18 protein-coding genes are annotated in these 23,569 nt (G+C 67.8%); 4 read left to right on the plus strand and 14 right to left on the minus strand.

Features of this window, described 5'->3' with window-relative positions:
* The first annotated feature begins 48 nt into the window (after window positions 1-48).
* Complete coding sequence (locus tag EPD81_RS09070) at window positions 49-1,107, plus strand: sulfate/molybdate ABC transporter ATP-binding protein (protein WP_142805127.1); 1,059 nt, start codon at window positions 49-51, stop codon at window positions 1,105-1,107.
* 9 nt (window positions 1,108-1,116) lie between these two features.
* Here the strand turns inward: EPD81_RS09070 and EPD81_RS09075 are convergent, their stop codons facing one another.
* Window positions 1,117-1,503 (minus strand): DUF2721 domain-containing protein, encoded by a 387-nt coding sequence (locus EPD81_RS09075; protein WP_142805128.1) that lies wholly within the window; start codon window positions 1,501-1,503, stop codon window positions 1,117-1,119.
* Window positions 1,504-1,512: 9 nt separating this feature from the next.
* Complete coding sequence (locus EPD81_RS09080; protein WP_142805129.1) at window positions 1,513-2,922, minus strand: alpha-amylase family glycosyl hydrolase; 1,410 nt, start codon at window positions 2,920-2,922, stop codon at window positions 1,513-1,515.
* 82 nt (window positions 2,923-3,004) lie between these two features.
* On the opposite strand from EPD81_RS09080, the gene EPD81_RS09085 reads away from it, so the two are divergent.
* Window positions 3,005-4,096 carry a glycoside hydrolase family 5 protein gene (locus tag EPD81_RS09085; RefSeq protein ID WP_142805130.1) on the plus strand — a complete coding sequence of 364 codons (1,092 nt, stop codon included), beginning with the start codon at window positions 3,005-3,007 and terminating at the stop codon, window positions 4,094-4,096.
* Here EPD81_RS09085 and EPD81_RS09090 read toward each other — a convergent pair.
* The 9 genes from EPD81_RS09090 to EPD81_RS09130 form a co-directional block, all read right to left on the minus strand.
* Window positions 4,089-5,759, minus strand: coding sequence for an ABC transporter ATP-binding protein/permease (locus EPD81_RS09090; RefSeq protein ID WP_142805131.1), 1,671 nt, complete (start codon window positions 5,757-5,759; stop codon window positions 4,089-4,091). The two genes, EPD81_RS09085 and EPD81_RS09090, sit on opposite strands and share 8 nt — an antisense overlap.
* A complete protein-coding gene (locus EPD81_RS09095; protein ID WP_185955413.1) occupies window positions 5,756-6,757 on the minus strand; it encodes a glucokinase in 1,002 nt (333 codons plus the stop codon). The genes EPD81_RS09090 and EPD81_RS09095 overlap by 4 nt, the downstream gene beginning before the upstream one ends.
* Window positions 6,754-7,731, minus strand: coding sequence for an asparaginase domain-containing protein (locus tag EPD81_RS09100; RefSeq protein ID WP_185955414.1), 978 nt, complete (start codon window positions 7,729-7,731; stop codon window positions 6,754-6,756). Before EPD81_RS09100 ends, EPD81_RS09095 begins: the two co-directional genes overlap by 4 nt.
* A 127-nt stretch (window positions 7,732-7,858) precedes the next feature.
* A complete protein-coding gene (locus EPD81_RS09105; RefSeq protein WP_142805134.1) occupies window positions 7,859-9,682 on the minus strand; it encodes an ABC transporter ATP-binding protein/permease in 1,824 nt (607 codons plus the stop codon).
* Window positions 9,683-9,685: 3 nt separating this feature from the next.
* Window positions 9,686-14,704 carry an Hpt domain-containing protein gene (locus EPD81_RS09110; RefSeq protein WP_142805135.1) on the minus strand — a complete coding sequence of 1,673 codons (5,019 nt, stop codon included), beginning with the start codon at window positions 14,702-14,704 and terminating at the stop codon, window positions 9,686-9,688.
* Between the two features lie 18 nt (window positions 14,705-14,722).
* Window positions 14,723-16,429 carry a methyl-accepting chemotaxis protein gene (locus EPD81_RS09115; RefSeq protein WP_142805136.1) on the minus strand — a complete coding sequence of 569 codons (1,707 nt, stop codon included), beginning with the start codon at window positions 16,427-16,429 and terminating at the stop codon, window positions 14,723-14,725.
* A 52-nt stretch (window positions 16,430-16,481) separates the two neighbouring features.
* Window positions 16,482-17,000, minus strand: a complete 519-nt coding sequence (locus EPD81_RS09120; protein WP_142805137.1) for a chemotaxis protein CheW — start codon at window positions 16,998-17,000, stop codon at window positions 16,482-16,484.
* A 6-nt stretch (window positions 17,001-17,006) separates the two neighbouring features.
* Complete coding sequence (locus EPD81_RS09125) at window positions 17,007-17,372, minus strand: response regulator (protein WP_142805138.1); 366 nt, start codon at window positions 17,370-17,372, stop codon at window positions 17,007-17,009.
* Between the two features lie 4 nt (window positions 17,373-17,376).
* Complete coding sequence (locus EPD81_RS09130; RefSeq protein WP_142805139.1) at window positions 17,377-17,790, minus strand: PleD family two-component system response regulator; 414 nt, start codon at window positions 17,788-17,790, stop codon at window positions 17,377-17,379.
* Window positions 17,791-17,862: 72 nt separating this feature from the next.
* Here EPD81_RS09130 and thiE point away from each other — a divergent pair, with 72 nt between their 5' ends.
* Window positions 17,863-18,525 carry a thiamine phosphate synthase gene (gene thiE, locus EPD81_RS09135; protein WP_142805140.1) on the plus strand — a complete coding sequence of 221 codons (663 nt, stop codon included), beginning with the start codon at window positions 17,863-17,865 and terminating at the stop codon, window positions 18,523-18,525.
* Complete coding sequence (hemL, locus tag EPD81_RS09140; RefSeq protein WP_142805141.1) at window positions 18,522-19,802, plus strand: glutamate-1-semialdehyde 2,1-aminomutase; 1,281 nt, start codon at window positions 18,522-18,524, stop codon at window positions 19,800-19,802. The genes thiE and hemL overlap by 4 nt, the downstream gene beginning before the upstream one ends.
* A 3-nt stretch (window positions 19,803-19,805) precedes the next feature.
* On the opposite strand, the gene aroE is transcribed toward hemL, so the two are convergent.
* Genes aroE through EPD81_RS09155 form a run of 3 tightly spaced genes read right to left on the minus strand, consistent with a single transcriptional unit; the run spans window position 19,806 to window position 23,452 of the window.
* Window positions 19,806-20,639, minus strand: coding sequence for a shikimate dehydrogenase (aroE, locus tag EPD81_RS09145; protein ID WP_142805142.1), 834 nt, complete (start codon window positions 20,637-20,639; stop codon window positions 19,806-19,808).
* Between the two features lie 3 nt (window positions 20,640-20,642).
* Window positions 20,643-21,536, minus strand: a complete 894-nt coding sequence (locus tag EPD81_RS09150; RefSeq protein WP_142805143.1) for an energy transducer TonB — start codon at window positions 21,534-21,536, stop codon at window positions 20,643-20,645.
* Window positions 21,533-23,452 carry a ribonuclease catalytic domain-containing protein gene (locus tag EPD81_RS09155; protein ID WP_142805144.1) on the minus strand — a complete coding sequence of 640 codons (1,920 nt, stop codon included), beginning with the start codon at window positions 23,450-23,452 and terminating at the stop codon, window positions 21,533-21,535. Before EPD81_RS09155 ends, EPD81_RS09150 begins: the two co-directional genes overlap by 4 nt.
* Between the last annotated feature and the right edge of the window lie 117 nt (window positions 23,453-23,569).

The following is a 23,569-nucleotide window of genomic DNA, read 5'->3' on the forward strand; positions in this document are numbered from 1 at the left end:
CATCGAGCGGCGCGGCGATTTTGCTGCCCTGCGTCGCGGGAGTCTCAAATGAGCATCGAAGTCCGACATATCTGCAAGCGTTTTGGCGCCTTCACCGCGCTCGACGACGTCTCGCTCGCCTTTCCCGACGGGGAACTCGTGGCGCTGCTGGGCCCTTCGGGCTGCGGCAAGACCACACTGCTGCGCGTGATCGCCGGTTTGGAGCCGCCAGACTCGGGGCAGGTACTGTTCGACGGCGAGGACGCTTCCGGCACCCACGTGCGCGAACGCCGCGTCGGCTTCGTTTTCCAGCATTACGCGCTCTTCCGGCACATGAGCGTGTTCGACAACGTCGCCTTCGGGCTGCGCATGAAACCACGGCGCGAGCGTCCGAGCGAGGCCGAGATCCGCCGCCGCGTGATGGCGCTGCTCGAACTGGTGCAACTCGATTGGATCGCCGATCGCTTCCCTTCGCAGCTCTCCGGCGGGCAGCGCCAGCGCATCGCGCTGGCCCGGGCGCTGGCGGTCGAGCCCAAGGTGCTGCTGCTCGATGAACCCTTCGGCGCGCTGGATGCCAAGGTGCGCAAGGAGCTGAGACGCTGGCTGCGTCGGCTGCACGACGAGCTGCACGTCACCTCGATTTTCGTCACCCACGACCAGGAAGAGGCGCTGGAAGTGGCCGACCGCGTGGTGCTGATGCACCGCGGCCGCGTCGAACAGGTGGGCACGCCCGAAGCGGTCTATCACCATCCCGCCACCCCTTTCGTCTACGACTTCCTCGGTTCGGTCAACCGCTTCGAGGGGCGGGTGGAAGAAACGGGGCTGCGGGTGGGCGAGGCGCTGCTGCCGCACGAGGCGCCCTTTCCTGCCGGTGAGGAGGTGGTCGCCTTCGCCCGGCCTTTCGAGCTCGACATCGTTGCGGCCGAGTCGGGGCAGGGCGTGCCGGCGCGCGTGGCTCGCGTCCTTGCCTTCGGGGCGAGCGCCCGGGTGGAACTGGACGGGGAGGGCGAGCCCGCGCAGCGCTTCGAGGTCGAACTGCCGCGCGAGCGCTGCGCCGCCTTGGCGCTTTCCCCTGGCCAGCCGGTGCGGCTCGTGCCGGCCCGGCTGCGGGTGTTCGCGGCGCACTAACGTACTAATTCAGTAGTCTTTTTCCAGGTCCTCCACCACGACCGAGAGGGCGTTGGTGGAGATCAGCACTTCCGCGAGCGACAGCAGCAGGGAGAGCACCAGCGCGGCGAGGCTCGTGCCGAAGAGGATCTTGCCGAGCAGGGTCTCGTGCACGAAGAGGGCGAACATCGACAGCGCGCACAGAAGAAATCCGAGCACGCCGAATCCCTGCATGTATTTGATGAGCAGGATGCGGCGTTTCAGGCCCGGGATCTGGCGGCGGACGACTTCGGCCTGGCGATCGGGAAGCGCGTGCAGTTGCCGGATGATCTGGGCGAGCGCCAGGAAACGGTTGCCGTAGGCGAGCAGCACGAGCGAGATCGCCGGAAAGAGAAGGGCGGGCGTGGTCAGATCCATGGTTTGATTTTACCTTCGCCGGCGCGCCAGCAGCTCGCGATAGAAATTGAGCACCGAGCCCTCGTCCTCGCGCTGCTGGCGCCAGGCGAGCGGGGCGTGCGCTGGATCCATCGGTTGCCAGGGCTCGGTACGCGAGAATCCCGCCTGCGGGCGGTGCGCGTCCCAGGGAATGGGGGTGCGCGAGAGGTCGCGGGCGCTGCGGTTCATCTCGGCAAGGATCGCCGTATCGCTCATGCCCTGCGCCCGCAGGGCGGCGATGCGGCGCAGGCTCAAGGGGTCGCGCAGGTCGGACAAGCGGGTGAACCGCGCATTCGGCAGGCCCAGTTCCTGCCCCTGATAGAGCACGGCGAGCCCGCGCTGCAGGTAGGTGGCGGCGGCAAAAGCCTTGGCGGCCAGGGTGCGACGCTCGGGCGGGGCCCAGCGCGAGACGATGCGCGGCAGGTCGTGGTTTTCGAGGTAGAGCGCCGGCAGCGCCCCGTGCGGGGCGAGCGCCCGGTACCAGGCAAGGGCCGTGTCGGAGAAAGCGCGGGTGTCGAGCCCGGGGCGGCCTTGCGCGTCGGCCGTGTCGATGTGCCACAGCTCGAAGTGCAGCAGCGCCGACAGCGGCCCCTGCGGCTCGCCTACCCAAGCGGGGGCGTCCGCGGCGGCGATGCCGTTCGCCTCGCCCAGGGTGAGGTGATCGCGCGTGATGCCGGCGCGTTCGGCGAAGTCGCGCACCCAGTCGAGGAGCCCCGGACGGGCGAGAAAGCGCGACCAGGCCGGGCGCGGGCCGCCGGGTTCGCCAGGGGCGACGTCGGGCAAGCCTTCATCCTTCTTGAGCACGGAGAGGGCGTCGAAGCGAAATCCGTCTACTCCCTGATCCAGCCAGAAGCGGGCGACTTCGGCGAGCGCCTGGCGCACCGCCGGGTTGCTCCAGTCGAGGTCGGGCTGCTCGGGAAAGAAGAGGTGCAGGTAGTATTCGCCCGTGACTTCGTCCAGGGTCCAGGCGGGGCCGCCGAAGATGCTCTCCCAGTCGTTGGGCCGCGCCTGCCAGTAGTACCAGTCGCGCTTGGAGGCGGTGCGGCTCGCGCGCGAGTCGACAAACCAGGGGTGGCGCTCGCTCGTGTGGTTGATGACTAGATCGAGCAGGAGGCGCATGCCGCGGCGGTGAACTTCGGCCAGCAGGGTGCGGAAGTCGGCCATCGTGCCGAAATCGGGGTGCACGTCCAGATAGTCGCTCACGTCGTAGCCGTAGTCGGCGTTGGGCGAGGGGTGGATGGGTGCGAGCCAGATCGCATCGACGCCGAGCCAGCGCAGCTCGTCGAGCCGTTCGGTGAGTCCAAGCAGATCGCCGATGCCGTCGCCGTTGCCATCGGCGAAGCTGCGCGGCCAGACGGTGTAGACGACGCTTTCCTGCCAGGGGCGGGGAGGGAGAGGCATGACGCGGGTTCGAGTGGGGGCGACCCTTCCAGTGTAGCAGCGCCGCCTATAATGAGGCCATGATCCGGTCCGGGAGAGGGCGATGGAACGCGTACGCGGGGTGAATCTGGGTTCGTGGCTGGTGCTCGAGAAGTGGATGGTGCCCAGCCTCTTCGAGGGGGTGGAGGCCACCGACGAGACGACGTGGTGCGTGGCGCTGGGAGATGAGGCTGCGCCGCGGCTGCGGGAACACTGGGCGCGCTGGATCACGCGGGAGGATTTCGCCTGGATCGCCGAGCGGGGTCTGAACGCGGTGCGCATTCCCTTCGGGCACTGGGTGCTGGGCCCGCCTTATCCCTACCATCCGGTCTATGGGGCGCGGCGCGAGCCTTTCGTCCCCGGCGGCGTCGAGGTGCTCGACCGGGCGCTGCGCTGGGCGCAGGAATTCGGGCTCAGGGTGGTGCTCGACCTGCACGCGGCCGCCGGTTGCCAGAACGGCTTCGACAACGGCGGCATCTTGAACGTCTGCGACTGGCACACCAGGGAAGAATACATCGATCATTCGGTGGAACTGCTGGGCCGGCTGGCCGCGCGCTATCGCGCCGAGCCGGCGCTCTTCGCCTTCGAGGTCCTGAACGAGCCCCGCTGGGACGTGCCCACCGAGATCCTGAAATCTTACTATGAACGCGCTTATGCGGCGATCCGGGCGCACTGTCCGGCCGCGGTCGGGGTGATGTTCCACGATGGTTTCCGCGACTGGCGTGAGTACCTCGGCTTCATGAACGCGCCGCCGTACGAGAACGTCTGGTTCGACGTGCACCGCTACCAGTGCTTTACCCCTGAGGATCTGGAAGCGGACATCTACGAGCACCTGCGCAAGACGGTGGTCGACCTGCGGGCCGAGGCTGACGCCATCGTCCGCGAGCTACGTCTGCCGACGGTGTGTGGCGAATGGAGCCTGGGGCTCAAGCTGCAGGAGGTGTCGCTGTGGGCCGACGGGCCGACGACGCACCCGCTCGAAGGATTGGACGCCTTCCAGCAGGAGGTGGCGCTGCGCGGCTACGCGGCGGCGCAGCTCCTCACCTTCGAGCGCTACCGCGGCTGGTTCTTCTGGAACTACAAGACCGAGACCACCCCGGCGTGGTGCCTGCGCGAGGCAGTGGCGCGCGGCTGGCTGCCGGCGCGCTTCAATTGAGGAAAACGACGCGCTCTACCCCGGGATAGGGCTGGTGATGCGGCCAGAAGATCACCAGCGTCGCTTCGGGCAGCCGCTCGCGCAGCAGCGCCACCGGGTCGAACCTGCCCGGCGCGGGCAGGGCGTCGACCGGGGCTTCGTAGAACACCCACGTGGGCCGTTCGAGCAGCGTGCGCGCGAGCGCGAGCCGCTGCTGCACCGAGGCGGTGAGGGTGCGGTTCCAGTCGTCGCTCTCGTCGAGCCGCTCGATCAGGTCGTCCGCCCCTACGGCATGCAAGGTTTCGACGACGCGCTTGCGTTCGATCTGCGCGGGATCCCGGGGGTAGGTGAGGGCAGCGATGAGCGGCCCTTCGGGCAGGAAGGGCCGCTGCGGCACGAAGGCGAGCGTCTCGCCGTCGGGCAGCGCGATGTTGCCCTGACCCCAGGTCCACACGCCGGCGATGGCCTTGAAGAGCGCAATGCCGGTGTTCGGCTCGCCCACGAGCTGCACGGTCTCGCCGCGCGTGAGGATGAGCGAGAAATTCCCTAGTACGGGGTGGCCGTTGGGTAGCGTCAAGGTGAGCCGTTCGATCGCGAGCTGCCCCGCCGGGCCGACGCTGCGGCAGACCTGCCCCGGCAGGCACAGGCGCTCGATCGTCTCGATTTCGCCGAGGTCGTGGTATAGCGCCGCGGCGCGTTCGATCGAGGCGCGGCAGCGGGCGATGTCGCCCATGCTGTGGATGGGCCAGGAGAGCGCGTTGGTGAGCCGCTCGAAGGCCTGTGCCGCCTGCATCAGCATGCCGAGCGTGAGCGCGCCGGCGATGTAGTGCGGCGCGAGCACCAGGATGGGGAAGACCGGCAGCAACGTTCCGTAGGCGGTGGAGAACGACACCAGGCCGAGGTAGCCGAGGGACTGCTTCCACCAGGTTCGCGCCAGCGATTCGAACCGCTCGCGCGTCAGACGGCGCTCGGAGGCTTCACCTTGGGCGAGCGCGATCGCTTCCGACTTGTCGCGGATGTGCGACAACCCGTAGCGAAAGTCGGCCTCGCGCGACTGATGCTGGTCGGTGGCCCGGGTGAGCGGCCGGCCCAGCAGCACCCCGGTGATCGTGCCGATGCCGGCATAGGCAAGCGCAAGCCAGACCATGGTGCCGGGAGGCGAGGCGTGCGGCTCGGCGCCGACTACCCACAGTACGTCGACGAAGAGCACGATGGAGGCGAGCGAGTAGAGCAGCGAGTGGAAGAGTTCGACGGACACTTCCGTGGCGATGCGTACGTCTTCGGCGATGCGGGCGTCGGGATTGTCGTGAGCGCCGGGCAGGTGGCGCAGGCGGTGGTGGTGTCCCCGGCTGAGCCAGTTCTCGAGCAGCTGCTCGGTGAGAAAGCGTCGCCAACCGAGTTGCCAGCCGCGTTTGACGAGGAGGTGGATACCGGTGACGGCCACGCTCAGCAACAGGATGGTGAGGAAGGTGGCGATGAGGGCGGGCAGTTCGACGAGGTCGCGGCGCTCCAAGGCGTCGAAAAGGGCACGTTGCCAGTGGTTGGTCCATAGCGCCAGGCCGACCTGGGCGAGGGTGAGGGCCACGAGCACCGAGGCGCCACCCCAGGCCCGCGGCCGGCGGTAATAGCGCAGGCCCAGCAGGAGGAAGGGCAGCAGGGGGACGGAGGGGGGCGGTGCACTCATGCCCGAGCTCCGGCGAGCAGGCGACAGGCGAAGGCGGCAGCGCCCTTCAAACCCAGCAGGGGATCCTCGGCGAGCAGGATCGGCAGGGTGGCGAGTACTCTGGCATGACGCTCCTTGGCGGCGAAGGCGGCGCGGAAAGTCGGCGCATCCAGCCAGGGGCGCAGGGCAGCGGCGAGCGCGCCCACGAGGTAGACGCCTTCCACAGTCCAGCCGATGAGGGCGAGATCGCCGGCACAGGCGCCCAGCGCGCGCACGAAGGTATTCACCGCCGTTTCGGCGAGCGGCTCTCCTTTTCCGGCCGCGGCGACGATGGCCGGCGCATCCGGCCAGGGCGCGCTTTGGCCGCGTTCGGCGGCGAAAAAGGCGGCAAGCCGCACCAGGCCGGGACCGCAGAGCAGGCTTTCCCAGGAGGCGGTGCGCCCTTCGCGGGCGAGCCACGCGCTCCAAGCGGCGAGAAAAGGAGGGTCGAAACCGCCGAGGTCGGCGTGTCCGCCTTCACTGGGGAAAACGCGCAAAGTCTCGCCCTCGCGCAGGAAGAATCCCATGCCCAGCCCCGTGCCCGGGCCGAGCACGGCGGCAAGCCCCGGTCGGTGTTCCCCTTTTTGTAGGACGTGCAGCGTCCCGGGCGGTGCGGTGGCCAGCCCGAACGCCTGGGCGGCGAAATCGTTCATCAGTTCCACGCGGGGCCAGCCGTAGCGGGCGCTCAGGGCATCGGCGTCGATCGTCCACGGACGATTGGTCAATCTCGTCCGCCGTCCGGTCACGGGGCCGGCGAGCGCGATCACGGCGAGTTTCGGTTCTGCCTCACGGGGACATTCGGCGAGGAAAGCCTTGAGGGCTGCGTCGAAATGGGGAAAGTCGTCGTCCGCGAACACGCGCTGGGATAGCGGTTCCCAGGGCGAATCGGCCTCCGGTCCCCGCCAGCGGGCGAGGAGGAAACGCGCGCGCGTGCCGCCGACGTCGGCGGCGAGAAAGACGGGGGCGCCCCTGGTATTCACGCATCGCCTCCGAAGGGCAAGAAGCGTGCGCGCCACAGGGCTTGCCGTTCTTCGCGGGGAAAAGAGGCCGCGAGGGCGGCGGCCACGCGGGCGGCGGGCGCGGAGAGGATGCCGGCGGGGAGGGTGCCCAGGCGCTCGTCGACGGGGTGCGGGAGCACCGGCCCCAGAGCGCAGCGGCTCGCGCGCACCACGAGGAGCCCGGACGCGGTCGCATCGGCGATCGCCGCTTCCCAGAGTTCGGGCACGCTGCCGTGGCCGGGCAACAGCAACACCGCGGCGGCGGCCCCTGTTTCTTGGGCCTGCCTCAAAGCCTCGGGCGCATCGAGCGCCGTCGCCGCAAGGAGGGCGACCGTCGGCCATGAGGGGGGGATGGGTAGCGGCGAAGGACGCGCTTCGATCGGCGGCAACAACCAGGGGAAGGTCGTACCGAGCGCACCCCGCGGTTCGGCGGCAAACGGCTGGAGCGCGAGCGTGTGCGCCTTGCGTAGCCCCAGTGCGGGGAAGACCTCTTCGCCGAAGACGAGGAAGACGCCCGGCGGGGTGTCCGGATCGGCGGCGAGGCGAATCGCATGCAGGAGGTTGCGCGGCCCGTCGGCTCCTGCCTCGGCGGGCGGGCGCATGGCCCCGGTGAGCACCACGGGCTTGGTCGGTGCGAGGGTGAGCGCCAGCAGCGTGGCCGTTTCTTCCAGGGTGTCGGTGCCGTGCGAGACGACGAGGCCGGCGAATTCGGGACGCGCGAGCGCTTCCGTGATCGCCGTGTGCAGCCTCAGCCAATGCTGCGGCGTGGCGTCCTTGGAATCGATGGCGTAGGGCGAGGCGAGTTCGAGCTCGGCGTACCGGCCTGCTTCGGGGAGCGCTTCGAGCAAGGACTCGGGCGAGAGCGCTCCGGCGCGGTAAGCGATGCCCCGGCCGGCGGCGGCGACGGTGCCGCCGGTGGCGAGCCAAAGCAAGCGCGGGCGAGGAGGTGCGGCCATGGGGAGTGCACTGAAATGCTGTCGTGAAAGTTTAACAGTTCGTTCCCACGGCGCGACGGTTTTGCCGTGACTCATCCCTGGAGGGCTCTGGGGGCTCCCGGCGAAACCACTGCGAACGGGGGCGGGCTTACACGGCGTGGGGCTGGAGTGCGTCTTCTTGGCGCTGCTGGTGGTGCCACAGCTCGGCGTAGCGTCCGCCCCGCGCGAGCAGCTCGGCATGCCGGCCGCGTTCGACGATGCGCCCTTCTTCGAGCACCAGGATTTCGTCGGCGTGCATCACGGTGGACAGACGGTGCGCGATCACCAGCGTCGTGCGCCCTCGGGCGACGCGTTCGAGCTGTTCCTGGATGGCCCGCTCGGTGGCCGAATCGAGCGAGGACGTGGCTTCGTCCAGTACCAGGATACGGGGGTTCTTCAGCAGCACGCGGGCGATCGCCACGCGCTGCTTTTCGCCGCCGGAGAGCTTGAGCCCGCGCTCGCCCACCCGCGTCTCCAGACCCTCGGGCAGACGGGCGACGAGCTCGTCGAGTCGGGCGGCGCGGATCGCGGCCCAGACTTCTTCGTCGCTCGCCTCGGGCCGGCCGTAGCGGATGTTGTAGCCCAGCGTGTCGTGGAAGAGCACCGTCTCTTGCGGCACGATGCCCACGGCACGGCGCAGGCTCTCCTGCTTAAGGTGGCGCACGTCGATTCCGCCCACGCGTACCGCCCCGCCGGTGACGTCGTAGAAACGAAAGAGGAGCCGCACCAGCGTGGATTTGCCGGCGCCGGAAGAGCCGACGACGGCGACGGTACGCCCGGCGGGCAGGGTGAAATCGACTTCGTGCAGGATGGGTCGGCTGGGGTCGTAGTGGAAAGAGACTCGCTCGAAACGTACGTCCAGCGGCCCGTCGGGGAGCTCGATCGCGTCGGGGGCGTCGCGTACTTCCTCTCTTTCGTCGAGCAGGGCGAAGAGCCGTTCGAGATCGACCAGCGCCTGGCGCAGCTCGCGGTAGACCACGCCCAGGAAGTTGAGCGGCAGGTAGAGCTGCAGCAGGAAGGCGTTGACGAGCACGATGTCGCCCAGGGTCATCACGCCTGCCTGTACCCGCGCCGCGGCGAGCCCCATCATGGCGACCACGCCGACGGTGATGATGGCCGCCTGGCCGAGATTGAGCCCAGAGAGCGAGAGCTGGTTGCGGATCGCGGTTTCCTGCCAGCGTTCGAGATCCTGGTCGTAGCGTCGCCGTTCATAGGCTTCGTTGGCGAAGTACTTCACCGTCTCGTAGTTGAGGAGCGCATCGACGGCGCGGCTGTGGGTCTGCGCGTCGATCTTGTTGAGCCGGCGGCGCTGCACGGTGCGCCAGTTGGTGACGACGACGGTGAAGGCGACGTACGTCATGAGCGTGGCGAGCGTGATCGCGCCGAAGGCCGGTTCGTAGCGCGCGAAGAGGATGGCGAGCACGAGCGTGATCTCCACCAGCGTCGGGGCGATGGAGTAGAGCGTGAAGTTGATGAGGCTGCCGATGGCGCGCGTGCCGCGCTCGAGATCGCGGGTGAGTGCCCCGGTTTGCCGTTCGAGGTGAAAGCGCAGCGACAGGGCGTGCAGGTGGGAGAAGACTTCGAGCGACAACGCGCGCACCGCGGCCTGGGTGACCCGTGCGAAGAGGAGCTCGCGCAGCTCGGTGAAAAACGCGGTGCCGAAGCGCGCGAGCCCGTAGGCGAAGACGAGGGCGAGCGGCGGCAAGGCCCAGCGTGGCGCCTGCGGCGGCAGCGACAGGAAATCGACCAGCTCCTTGAAGAGGAGCGGCACGGCGACGTTGGCGAACTTCGCCGCGATGAGTGCGGCAAAGGCGCCGAGCACCCGCCAGCGATAACGCCAGAGGTAGGGCCATAGCCGCCTGATCGTCTCGCGCAGGTGCAGAGGGCGAGTCGCGCCCTCGGCCGGTGGCGGCAGGGATGAATGCGCGCGCATCGCTCAGGCGGGTTGCGCCGCGGCCTCGCGGTAGCGGCGCAGCAGGCGTAGGAGCTCGTCTTCGTCGTAGGGTTTGCCGAGATAGGCGTTTGCCCCCAGCGCCATCGCGTGCGCCTGGTGCTTCTCGGCGAGCCGGGAGGTGATGAACACCACCGGGAGGTCGCGAGTGCGTGCGTCGGCCCGGATCTGGCGCAGCAGCTCGAATCCGTCCATGCGCGGCATCTCGATGTCGGAGAGGATCGCCACGGGCAAGTGCTCCAGCGAAGCGAGTTTGTCGAGCGCATCCATGCCATCTTTGGCGAGGACGACCTCGTAACCCGCCCGCTCGAGGAGCCGCCCCGTGATGCGCCGCACGGTGAGCGAATCATCGACCACGAGGACCAAAGGTTTGGGCTGGGAAACGCCGCTCGGCCGATCGGGAAGCTCGGCCGCGGTCGCTTGGGCGGGCGTGCGCGCGAGCGCCACGGGGTTGAGGATGAGCGTGATTTCCCCATCGGCGAGCAGCGTCGCGCCCAGCATGCCGGCGATACGCTTGAGATGCGGCCCCGCTGGTTTGGCGATGACTTCCTGGTTGCCGGCGAGTTCATCGACGTGCAGCGCGAGCCGCTCTTCGCCGGAAGCGAGCAATATCACCCAGTTACGCCGCTCCAGGGGTTCGACTTGATTCGGACGATCGAGCAGATGGGGAAGATAGCGCAGCGGATAGGCTTTTTCTTGCCAAATGACATGCCCCGTCTGCTGCGCGGCGCGCAGCGCCTCGGCGGGGAGGCGTGCGGTTTGAACGATCAAGTTGGCCGGAATCGCCCAGCGGCGCTCGAGGGCACGCACGAGCAGCGCCTGCGTGATCGCCAGGGTGGCGGGTAGCAGGATGCGGAAGGTCGTGCCGTGAGCGGGGGTGCTCACGAGGTCGATACGTCCGCCCAAAGCCTGGATTTCGCTGTGGACGACGTCCAGCCCCACCCCGCGGCCGGCAATCTGGCTGACTTCTCCGGCGGTGGAGAACCCAGGGAGGAAGACGAGCCGAGCGAGGCCGGCTTCGTCGGGTCGAGCGTCGGGGGCGAGTAGCCCGGCGCTGCGGGCACGTTCGAGGATGGCGGCGTAATCGAGACCTCGACCGTCGTCTTGTACCAAGAATTCGATTTCGCTGCCGAGATTGCGCACGGCCAGCGTGATCTGGCCGAATTCGGCTTTGCCGGTAGCCTGCCGTTCTTGGGGAAGTTCGATCCCGTGGGCGACGGCATTTCGCAGGAGATGTTCGAGCAGCGGCACCATGCGCTCGAGTAGCGCCCGGTCGAGAGTGATTTGCCCCCCCTCGATGTCGAGATTGACGCGTTTGCCCAGTTCCTTGGCCGTCTGGCGCACGACCCGGTGGAGACGCGCGGCGACGCTGGCCACCGGAGCCGAGCGGATCTGCATCAGTTCGTGCTGTACCTCGCGGGTGAGCCGCGCTTGCTGGTTGAGGGCGGACTCGGCATTGTCGAGATGCGAGAGGGCGCTTTGTTGGATGGTGGCGACGTCGGCGATGCCTTCGGCGATCAGGCGTGTGAGCTCTTGTAGGCGCGTGTAGCGGTCGAGTTCGAGTGGATCGAACTCGGCGTGCGTCGCGTCGGCTGTGAGGATGCGCGTCTGCATCTGGGTTTCGGCCTGGATCTCGAGTTCGCGCAGATGGGAGCGCAGACGGATGACGTCGTCGGTGAGCTCGAGCACGGCAGCGCGTAGGGCGTGGAGATCTTGCTCGGCGCGGGCACGCAAGATGCCGATCTCGCCGGCATCGTTGACCAGCCGGTCGATGGTGCCGGCCTGGACGCGCAGGCCGATCTGGCTCTCGGCAGGCTCCCGGGTAGGAGCTCTTTCCGTTTCCGGCATCGCCGCTGCGCTCGCCGCCCCTGGGGTCTGCTCCGGGGGAAAGGCACCAATCGTCGTCGCCGTCGCCGTCGCCGCCACGGGCATAGCTAGTTGGCGGAACATGGCGTAGGCCGCGTCGATGCCGTTGCGTGCGAGATCCCTGGCGGCTGGTCCGGCTTCCTTGAGTTCTTGTTCGAGACGATGGATGCGCTCCCCCAGTTCGAGGGCGCCGGCCATGCGGGCGCTGCCTTTGAGGGTGTGCAGCGTGCGGGCGAGGGCCTCGCGGTTTTTTTCTTCGTTCGTTTCGTCCCAGCGGTCGAGCCGCTCGAAGAGCGTTTCGAAGAGCGCTTCGCCTTCGTCGAGAAAGACCGGTAGAAGCTGGGGGTCGATCTCTTGGGGGAGAGGATGCGCGGCCTCGAGCGATTCCGGCGGGGCTTCCGGGGCCGACCGGGTGGGCAGGGCTGCCGCCTCGGGCGGAGACGGCCGCGGGGAGGTCGTTTCTGCTTCGGGCGGAGACGGCGTCGCGGCGGCGGTTTCGGTGACCGTGCCGACGGCTTCCAAGGCAGACGGGAGTTCGCCGGAAAGTTCGGGGATGCGCCCGGCCTCGACGTGTTCGAGCGCCGTGTCGAGCCACTCGGCGGCGGCACACAGGAGGTCGCGCTCGAGTGCGTCGGGGGGCGTGTGCGACTTGGCCAGCCGTTCGAGTCCGAGTTCGAGCGCGCGGGCCAGATCGTGCATCTCGAAGATCTTGGCGGTGGCCGAGATGCCGGCAAGCGTGTGGACGTGCCGTACGAGCGTGTCGTCGGGTGGGGTGGAAGCCTCCTCGTCGAGGTAGCTGCGCAAGGCGGTGAGCCGTTCGCGCGCTTCCTGGCGAAAGGCGTCGAATACGGTGCGTGAGACGCTACGATCCCCGAAAACGTGTTTCGGCGGTTCGGGGGGGGGAAGAGGTTCGGCTTGCGGTGCGGTTTCGGGGCTTTCGAGCGAGCGCAGGCGCTCGGCTTCGGCCGCGAGCGCGGCGGCCCGCGCCGGAGTTTCGATCCGGCCGGCAGCGATCGCCTCCACCCAGTCGGCGAAGAGGCGGTGGGCCTGCTGGAGCAACTGAATCAGCACCGGGGTGGCTGGCCATTGGCGCTGTAGCCAAGCGTTGAGGGTCTGCTCCAGAGCCCAAGCACATTCGCCGAGCTCGTTCAGGCCGACCATGCGGCCACTGCCCTTGAGCGTGTGGATGCTGCGACGCACTTCCGTGAGCGCGTCGACATCGTCCGGTCGTTCTCGTAGCTCCGGGATGCGGCACTCCAGGGTGGCGAGGACTTCGCGGGCCTCTTCGAGGAAGATGTCGAGCAGTTCGTCCTCGGCCGCCGCTTCTTTTTGTTCTTCGCTGGGCGGCGCGGGGATGGGCTCGATCGCTTGCTCGGGAAGAGGGGACGGAGCGAGTTCCGGAGCGAGTATCGACGCTTCCTCGGTGGACGACTCTTCTTCGAGCAACAAGTCGGTACCCAGCGCTTCTCCTTCCTCGGCGAAGAGTTCTTGCAGGGGAACGGCGGTGGCCTGGGGAACGGATGCCGCGGATTCCTCGAGGGATTCACCACGCGCCAAGGCTTCGGTTCGGGTATGGAGATAGGCGAGCGTCTCGACGAGCTGGCGCTGCTCGGAGTCTTCGAGGATGCCCTGTTCGGCCAAGCGCTCGACCAAGGGAGGCAGTTGGGCGAGCGCCTTGGCCTCTTCGTCGGCGCCGATGAGCAGCAAAGTGGCGCGTGCCTCCGCGAGCAGGCGGTTGACGTGGGCCTTGTCGAGGAGCTCGGTCGGATCGCGATAGTAGCGGTCGAGCAGGGTTTCGGCTTCTGCCAGGAGGCGCGAGAGTTCTTTGCCGATGCTGCGGCTGTCGGCTTCGGTGGCCTGGGCCTCGAATTCGGGGAGAGGACGGCCTTCGACGAAGGCGCGCAAGCGCTCGATCTGGGTTTGGAGGCGACGCTCGATGCGTTCGTCCCAATGGGCGGCGCGGCAGTAGGCCGAAAGGATGAGGAGCGTGCGGGCGAGCTCCAACTGGGCCTGAGCGGCGAGGGATTCGTCGGGTTGCTCTTCCATCCACTGCACGAGCGCGGCGAGCGCCTCGATGGCCCGATCGATGCTTGCCCGGCCCAAGGGTTGGGCGAGTCGGCGCAAGGCGTCGAGTTCTTGGCTGAATGCCCCAAGCGGCGGACTCGACGCCTGGGTGAGCCGCTCCCAGTGTTCGATCAGCCGGTCGATCCCCTCGGCCAGGGTGTCGAGCTGGGCGCGAAAAGGGATTTCGGCCAGAGGAAGATCTTGGTCTTCCAACGCTTCGGCGAGCCGCCAGTGTTCGTGCAACAACCGCTGCGCCCGGCTGCGGGGTTCGAGCCGGGCGACGGGATAAGTGAGCGCTTGCAAGAGCCGGCGCGGGGGCTGGGGGCATTCGCCAGCGTGGCGCATCGTACGATGCAGATCGTGCAGGATGCGTTTGGAGACCTCGTCGCGCGGCAGGCGAGCTTCACGCAGCGCGTCGGCGTAGGCGAGGGCGGCCAGCCACAGCGGCTCCAGAGGACGGCCGGCATCCAGCTTGAGGAAGCCGGCGAGCGCCTCGCGTATGGGCGTGAGGGCCGCGATGGCCTCGCGCTCGTCGGCCGGTTTGAACCAGCCGACCAAACCCTTTTCGAAGCGACGCAGCAAGGCGGCACGGATGCGCCCTTCATCGGAGACGACGGGTTGCGGTCGAGGTTGGGTCGAGACTTCGAATTGGAAGAGATCGCTCACCGCGGCGCTGGGTTCTCCGGCGAGTGCTGCGAGCTCGAGGTAGTACCGACCTAGCCGTAGGGGTTGGTCTTTGCCGGAGTGGATGAGCTCGAGGAAATAATTTTCGGCGGCGATCGCGGCGCGCTGCAATCGATCCATCGCTTCCGGATCGGGATCGGGACGAGTGGAGACTTTCTCCATGGCCCGCCCCAGCATGTCGAGGTACTGGGCGAAGCCTTCGAGGCCGGCGACGATGAGCACGCCCCGGGTCTCGTGTAGCGACGATGCCGTTTGCCGTAGTGTTTCGGGGTCGTAGTGTGGGTCGTAGTGTGCGCGGGCCCGCTCAAAGGCCAAGCGCGCCCCTGCAAGGACGCGTTCGACTTCGGGGGCGATCCAGGATAGAGGCTCGGGGGCTGGGCGATGCACCATGGCCTTCGTCTCGGGCGATCAGACGCGGAAACCGGCGACCGAACCGCGCAGATCGGCGGCGAGTTCACCCAGGGATTCGATGGACTGGACGGTGCGCTCCGTTCCTTCGCGGGTCTGCTGGGTGATGGCGAGGATCTCGCGCATGAGCGCGGAGACCTGGGCGCCTCGTTCGGCCTGAGCCTGGATGTCGTGGGCGATCCGGGTGATGCGGGTGGCGGTTTCCTTGGCAGCGCGCGAGATTTCTTCCAGTGCGGCGCCGGCCGAATCGGACAGGGCCGTTCCGGCGACGACCTCGCGCGTGGCGGCTTCCATCGAGCCGACCGCATCCTGGGTATCGGTTTGGATGGTCTTGACGATGGCGGCGATCTGCTTGGTGGCTTCGGCCGAGCGTTCGGCCAGCCGCTGCACTTCCTCGGCCACGACGGTGAACCCGCGTCCGGCTTCGCCCGCGGCGGCAGCCTGGATGGCGGCGTTGAGCGCGAGCACGTTGGTCTGGTCGGTGATGTCGGAGATGAGCTCCACGATCTCGCCGATCTCCTGGGAGGATTCGCCCAGTCGTTTGATGCGCTTGGCGGTTTCCTGGATCTGGTCGCGGATGCGGTTCATGCCCTGGATGGTTTCGTTGACCGCCTCGGTCCCTTTGGCGGAGGCCTCGAGCGAGCGGCCGGCAGTACCTGCCGCTTCTTCGGCCGAAGCGGCCGTCTCGCGCAGGGCGTTGGCCACGTCTTGGACGATGGCGTCGGCTTCCTCGATTTTGTCGGCTTGGGTTTGAGCCGCCTCGAGCAGTTCCCCGGAGATGCGGCGCGCTTCTTCGGTGGAGTCGGTGATGCGTTCTGCCGTGTCGTTGATGCGGCGCACGAGCGAGCCGAGTTCTTCGATGGCGTAGTTCACCGAGTCGGCGATCGCCCCGGTGACGTCTTCGGATACGGTGGCGCGAATGGTGAGGTCACCGTCGGCCAGGTCCGAGATCTCGTTGAGCAATTGCATGATGGCCTGCTGGGTACGGGCGTTTTCTTCCTCGAGCCGTTGGCGCTGGCGCTCGGTTTCGAGCTCGCGGGCGCGGGCGTCATCCAAGTAGGTTTTGCTCAACGCAACGAAGACGCCAACGATGACGATCGCAGCGAGCATGATGAAGAGGTAACGCGTGGAAATGGCGGTCTCGCCGGCGATCTGGACGGCGTCGCGTAGCTCGTTGGCGTCGGCGATGAGGCGGTCGATTTCTCCGAGCAGCTTGAATGCGCTCTCGGTGAGCTCCTGTGCTTCGGGCGCAGACTCGCGAAAGGCGCGCAGCGAGGGTTCGGCGTCGAGGAATCGTTGCAAAAGAGGCTGTATCAGTCGCCAACGGGTTTGCAGTTCGGCGGTCTGGGGATGTTTGGCGGCTTTCGTGACCAGGACGGAGAGGGATTCGTCGAGGGTGCGGCGGTTTTGCCGCAGGGCGGTGAACGCTTCGGCCTCGCCGCGCAGCGTCCAGGGTAGGGTGCGTCCGAGCGCATGAGCGGCGTCCTTGACCCGTTCGATCGCGGCGATACGCTCTTCGACGGCGAGCCCGGCCTGGTTGACCGAGACGACGAGCCAGCCAATGGCTGCGACCATCACGATCAATACGCTCGCCAGGAGGATCAGACGGCGCCGCAGAGCGTCTGGCGAGAGCCGAGGGGGGGCGTCGGTGTGTTCATCGGATGCGCTACCAGCAGGAGCTTGGCTCTTGAAGAGACTGAACGCCATGATGATTCCTCGTTGCTCGGATACGTGTCGGGTGTCAGGGTGCGCCGGGGGTTCACCCCGGCGAGGTGATGCCAAAGAACAGAGGATCCGCCACCAGACGCGCCGTGTCGATCAGGAACCAGGGTTCGGGATCGTCGGCGCTGTGGTAGGCGCGCGCGTGCCAGGGGTGGATACCGGATTCGTTGTCGACGGGGGTGAATGCGTTCATTGGGCGCAGACCGGCCGTTTCCTCGAGTAGCAGGGCGGTGTTTTCGATGAGGCGGGGTGCCAGAACGAGCAGCAGGGACTGCTTGCCCAATGTGGTTTCGGTGCCATTCTCCAGCCAGCCGAGATCGACGACGCCGACGAGGTTGCCGCGCACGTTGGCCAGCCCGCGATAGCCGCCCGGCGCATGGGGAATGGGGGCGAGCGCGAATTCGTCGGCGATGGCCGTCGCGTCGGTGAGCGGCAGGAGCAGGCGCCGTCCACCGGCACGGAGTACCAACCAGTGCTCGAGGCGGCTTACGGAAGCTTCGTGCAGCCGCTTGGCGAGCTGCTGCTGGAAGTCACGAAGGGAAATCCGCCGGGCCATGGATGGTTAGCCCATGCTGCGGATGGCGGCAAGCAGCGCCGCTTCGTCGATGGGCTTGACGAGATAGGCCACGGCGCCCTGTCTCAAGCCCCAGACCCGGTCTGCTTCTTGGCCCTTGGTGGTGCAGATGATCACCGGGATGTGCTTGGTGGTTGCGTCGCGCTGCAGCTGGCGTGTGGCCTGATAGCCATTGATGCCGGGCATGACGACGTCCATCAGCACGAGATCGGGCGATTCGGTACGGGCCAACGCCAGGGCCTGATCGCCGTTCTCGGCAGTGATGACCTGGTAGCCTTCATGGGTGAGGAGCTCGGTGAGCGCGAGTCGCTCGGTGGGGGAGTCGTCGACGACGAGAATGCGGCGGATGGGCATGGGATCATTCTCCTTGCACTGAAGCGTGCGCTTCGGACTTGGGCGGCCAGTGCCGGGCGATCGCCGCGAGCAGCTCGTTCTTGGTGAAAGGCTTGGTGAGGTATTCGTCCGAGCCCACGAGCTGCCCACGCGCCCGGTCGAAGACGCCGTCTTTCGAGGTGAGCATGATCACGGGGATGTGGCGGAATTTGGGATTTTGCTTGATGAGGGCGCAGGTCTGGTAGCCGTCGAGACGGGGCATCATCACGTCGATGAAGATGATGTCCGGCATGAAATCGACGACCTTGGCGAGCGCCGAGAACCCGTCCTCGGCCAGCACGATCGTATGGCCTGCCTGGCCGAGAAAGATTTCCGCGCTGCGGCGGATGGTATTGCTGTCGTCGACCACCAGGATGCGTGGTTTGCGTTCGGTGTTCACGTCGGATCCCCGTTCTCGGCATTCAGGCCGTTTTCAGGCCGTGGCGGCGATGATCCATGATACCATGATTCAATGCAAACGCGTTTTTCTCGGCTGCCCGGACGCGGCCTGTATCTGATCACCCCCGACGAACCCGACGACGACGTTCTCCTTGCGCGGTTGCGCACGGCGCTGCTCGCCGGGCCGGTGTTGGTGCAATACCGCAACAAGGCGCTCGATGACGTTGGCCGATCGCGCCAGCTCGAGGGCATCGCGCCGCTGGTGCGGGCTGCCGGGGCGGCGCTCGTCGTGAACGACGACGTCGAACTCGCCGCCCGGTTCGAGGCGGGCGTGCATCTGGGGCGTGAAGACGGTTCGATCGTACGGGCGCGGGAGCGGCTCGGACCCGGCGCGCTCATCGGGGCGAGCTGCTACGCCGATCTCGAACGGGCGAGGGCAGCGATCGCGGAAGGGGCGAGCTACGTCGCCTTCGGCGCGATGTATCCTTCCCCGACCAAACCCCAGGCGCAATGCGCCTCGCTCGAGCTGCTGCGCCGCGCCCGTGCCGAGCTGGCGGTGCCCATCGCCGTGATCGGCGGCATCACCCTCGAGCGCGCCGACGAGCTCGTCGCGGCCGGGGCGGATTGGCTCGCCGTGATCTCGGATCTCTTCGCCGCGCCCGATCCGGTCGAGCGGGCGCTCGCCTGGGCGGCGTGGCACAATCGCGTTTTCGGCACGGAAGGGAAGAAACGATGACGGATCGCAACGAGGCGTGGTTCGAACGGGCCCGGCGCGTGATTCCGGGCGGGGTCAATTCGCCGGTGCGGGCGTTTCGCTCGGTGGGCGGCACGCCGCGCTTCATTCGCCGCGCGCAAGGCGCCTATCTCTGGGACGAAAACGGGACGCGCTACATCGACTACGTCGGCGCCTGGGGGCCGGCGATCGCCGGGCACGCGCACCCGAAAATCGTGGAAGCGGTGCAGCGGGCGGCCGCCGACGGCCTCTCCTTCGGCGCCCCCACGGCGCTGGAGGTGGAGATGGCCGAGCGGCTCACGGCGCTTCTGCCTTCGCTCGAAATGGTGCGGCTGGTGAGCTCGGGCACCGAGGCCACGATGAGCGCCATTCGTCTGGCGCGCGGCTACACGGGGCGCTCGCGCATCGTCAAGTTCGAAGGGTGCTACCACGGTCACGCCGACGCGCTGCTCGTCAAGGCGGGCTCCGGCGCCCTCACGTTCGGGCACCCGAGTTCGGCCGGCGTGCCCGAAGGGGCGGCGCGCGATACCCTGGTGCTGCCCTACAACGAGCTGGCAGCCGTGGAGGCGGCCTTTGCCGAGTGCGGCGACGAGATCGCGGCGGTGATCGTGGAGCCGGCCGCCGGTAACATGAACCTCGTCAAGCCGCGTCCCGGGTTTCTCGAAGGCTTGCGCGCGCTGTGCGACCGCCACGGCGCGGTGCTCATTTTCGACGAGGTGATGACGGGGTTCCGCGTGGGGCTGCAGGGGATGCAGGGGCGCACCGGCATCCGGCCCGACCTCACCACGCTGGGCAAGGTGATCGGCGGCGGCATGCCGGTGGCCGCGTTTGGCGGGCGGCGCGAGATCATGGAGTGCGTCGCTCCGCTCGGCGCGGTGTACCAGGCGGGCACGCTCTCCGGTTCGCCCGTGGCGGTGGCCGCCGGGCTTGCTTCGCTCGAGCTCGTCGCCCAGCCGGGTTTCTACGAGCGGCTCGAAGCGCTCACCGCGCGCCTCGTCTCGGGCCTGCAGCGCGCGGCCGAGGAGGCGGGCGTGCCGTTCTCGGCCGATTCGCTCGGCGGCATGTTCGGCCTTTATTTCGCGCCTCAGGTGCCGGGTTCCTACGCCGAGGTGATGGCCTGCGACGTCGAGCGCTTCAAGCGCTTCTTCCACGCCATGCTGGCGGCGGGGCATCATTTCGCGCCCTCCGCCTTCGAGGCAGGGTTCGTGTCGGCCGCGCACACCGAGGCCGACATCGACGCCACGGTGGAGGCGGCGCGTCGGGCATTCTCTCCCCTTTGATCCTCAGCCCGTGAGCGCGGCGCGCAGGCGTTCGTACACCGCCTGCGCGTCCGGGCGCACGCCGCGCCAGAGGAAGAAGCTCTCGGCGGCTTGCTCCACCAGCATCCCCAGCCCGTCGGCGGTGCGCGCACCGTGGCGCGCCGCCTCGCGCAGGAACGGGGTGGGCGCGGCGCCGTACATCATGTCGTAGACGAAGGGCCGCGCGGCGAAGAGCTCCGGCGGCAGCGGCGGCAGCTCGCCGGCCAGGCTCGCGCTCGTGGCGTTGATGACCACGGTGAACGGCAGGCGTAGCGTTTCCCACGTATGTACTTCCAGCCTCACGCCCGTTTCGTCGGCGAGCGCCGCGAACGCCTCGGCGAGCGCCTCGGCGCGGGCGGGGGTGCGGTTGGCAAGCACCAGGCGCTGCGGCCGTTCGCGCAGCAGCGGCCCCAGCACGCCGCGCGCGGCCCCGCCCGCGCCCAGGAGGAGCACTTCGGCACCGGCGAGCGGTACGTCGTGGCGCTGCGTCACATCGCGCACCAAGCCCACCCCGTCGGTGTTGTCGGCCAGAAGTCGCCCCTCGCGCGCGATGAGCGTGTTGGCGGCTCCGGCCTCGCGCGCGCGCGGCAGCGCCTCGTCGGCGAGCCTCAGCACCTGCTCTTTGAAGGGCAGCGTCACGTTGGCGCCTTTCCCGCCCTCGGCAAAGAATCGCCGCGCGGCCGCGGCGAAGCCCTCGGCGCCGGGGTCGATCGCCTCGTAGCGCAGGTCTTGCCCCGTTTGCTCGGCAAAAGCGTGATGGATGAAGGGAGATTTACTGTGCGCCACGGGATGGCCGAAAACGGCGTAACGATCGGTCATGGTTTAGTTCCCTTGCAGGCGCGATTCACGGGTGAAGGTCCAGGTGCGCTTGATGACGATCACGTCGGTGTCGGCACGGATCTCTGGCGGGAAGGGCGCATAAGGGGCACCGAGCCGCACGATGCGCAGCGCCGCCTGGTCGAGCACCGGATGGCCAGAGGAGCGTTCGATGCGTGCCTCGAGCAGCTCGCCGTCGGCACCGATCGCCACCGACATGAGCAGGCTACCGTAGAGCTTGCCTCGGGCTTCCTCGGGGTAGTTGAGCGTGCCGATGCGCTCGACTTTCAGCCGCCAGTCTTCGATGTAGCGGGCGAAACGGTATTCCTTCACGTTGGCCCCGAAAAAGCGCCTGCGCGGTCCGTTCAGGGGCTGGTTCTTTTCGTCGAGCGCCGCATGCAGGCGGGCGATGCTCGCCGTCTGATCGAGCAGGTCCAGTCCGCTCGGGGTCGGAGTGCTGGGCCGAGTCTGCGGGGAATCGGACGCCGCTGTTTCGCCGTTGCGGCGGCTGAGCGTGGGTTTCGCCGGGGAGGGTTTCTCGCTGTGACGGGCGCGCGTCTCGACGGGGCTTTCCGTGGAACGTTCGCGCTCGCGCGGTTTTTCGGTCGTGGTCGGCGTGGGCGCGTTTCGTTCGCTTCCTCCGCCGATGAGGGAAGACTGTCCGAGGACCTTGGCATCCGTTGGTGTTTCGCGGTTTCGTGCATTGACGAGCACGATCTCCAGACCTTCGTCTCGTTTGGCCGACGCGGAGGGTTCGGGAGGCGTGAATTCGAGGGCGAGCAGCACGAGGTGCAGGCTCACGGAGAGGAGCATGGCCCAGGCGAGGGGCCAGTGCCGGACCCGGCGCCATAGCCGTGGCAGCGCAGGAGCTGCAAAGGAGGGCAGGAAAGACGCGTTCATTGCACCGTGGTGGTGGATTCGTCGGGCGCGGCTTCGGTCGCCTCACCTGGTCCGATGAGACGCCGGAATCGCAGTTTGAGTTCCAGGTCGATGAGTTCGGTGCTTTCCACTTCCAGCTCTACCCTGCAGCCGGGGTCGAGCGGAGGGAGGGAAGGAACTTTCACGATCAGCGGCAGGCGCTCACAGCGTACGAGATCGTCGCGCAGCACCGTGGCGTAGAGCCGCGCGATGCGGTGCTGCCGTAGCCAGCGCAGGCACCAGTAGCGCTCCATGTGGCGCTGGAACTCCTGGTAAGAGAGATAGGCTGCCTCGAACTGGCGCACGATCGAGAGAAGCTCGGGGCCGCGCTCGGGGAAGGGCGCAGGGGTGCCGCGAACCGTAGCGATCAGCTGCATCTGGTTCACCAGATCGACGTAACGGCGCAAGGGGGAGCTCGACCAGGCGTAGCAATCGACGCCCAGTCCCTCATGGCTTTCGGCGGCCAGTGCCATGCGCACCTTGCCGCCGGCAGGCTGGACCCGATAGATGCCGGGCAGATCGTGCTCGGCCAGCCGCCGGCCCCAGGTCTGGTTGGTGAGGATGGCGAATTCGCTCACCAATTTGTCGATGGGCGCCCCTCGCGGCCGCGGCGTGATCGTTACCCAGCCCGGCCCGTCTTCGGTCGTCACCGCCCAGTCGACATGGAAGATGTAATCCATCTGGTTCTGCGCCACGGATGCCTTGCCGCGCCCGGCTTCCAGCACCGTGGCCAGCTCCCAGAGCAGTTTCAACTCGGTTCGCCAGGGCAGATCCTCGGGCAAGGCGTCCTGCAGGGTTTCCTCGTTGAAGAAGGGTTCGAGCGCATGCAGGCGCAGATTGGCGGCGATGGGCACCCGTTCGAGCCGCGTCTCCATGCCCTGGATGGCGAGCGAGGCGTCTACGTCCAGATAGAGCGACAACGCCGGCGGAGTGTGCCCCTCGGCGAGAGTGAATCGTTCCACCACCGCCGGAGGGAGCATGGTGATCTTGCGCCCTGGCATATAGACCGTGGACATGCGGTTGCGGGCGATGGCATCGATCGTGTCCCCGGGGGAGATTCCCAGGGCGGGGGCAGCGATGTGCACGCCGATGCGCCAGCCGCCGCCGGGGCGGGGCGAGACCGAGAATGCATCGTCGATCTCGGTGGTGGACAGGTCGTCGATGGAGAACGCCTCGACGTCGGCCGTGGGCAAATCTTGCGGCAAGGCCGGCACGGCATGCTCGGGGAAATCGAGTCCGTCGGGAAAGGCCTCGAAGACGAAACGGCCAAAGTGATAGTCATGCGTCGAGGCGATCGCACCCACCGAAAGCAGCAGCTGGGCGGTCGAGCAGCGCAGGGCGACGCTGGCGGCTTCCAGCGCCTGGGTCTCTGGGCGGTTGCGATCGGGCCGGTAGAGGATCTGCGGCAATGCGGCGGCGATCTCTCCGGGCAGCTGCCCGGCCAGGAGCTCGTCGCGCATGCGCTCGATCGCCTCCTGGCGCTTGCGTTTCTTTTCCAGGCCGGCGAGCGCCGCCTGCAGGATCTCGGGCGGAGCCTTCTGGAACCGCCCCTTGCCCTTGCGGTGAAAGTAGATCGGAGCAGCGTGCAGCCGCAGCAGCAGCGCGGCCGCGTCGACCGCGGAGGGCTCGGCGCCATGGTATTCGCGCGCAAAGTCGAGGAAGGAGAACTCGTCCTCCCCGCAGACTTCCCACAGGAAATCGACGTCCAGCGCTTCGGCCCGTGCCTGCGCTTCGTCGAGCAAGACCTGGGGCGGCGGCTCGTCGAAGCGTAGCAAAACCGCGTTACGCTTGACCTTGAGGCGCCGCCCGGAGGGGAGCTCGACGTGCAGCGTGGTTTCTTGCTCGGAAACGACCGTGCCGGCCTTGAATGCGCCGGCGTCTTCGAAAAGGACGAACATGGAAATGACATCGTAGGGCGGAATCCAGTGCAGTTTACCCGAAATCCACGTCGGTGCCGCCGCCTTCGGGAGCTCAAGTTTTTTTCGCTACTGCCGATAACGAACGTATCGAGAGCG

This window comes from Tepidiphilus sp. J10 (assembly GCF_006980785.1).
In the GTDB taxonomy this organism is placed as follows: domain Bacteria; phylum Pseudomonadota; class Gammaproteobacteria; order Burkholderiales; family Rhodocyclaceae; genus Tepidiphilus; species Tepidiphilus olei.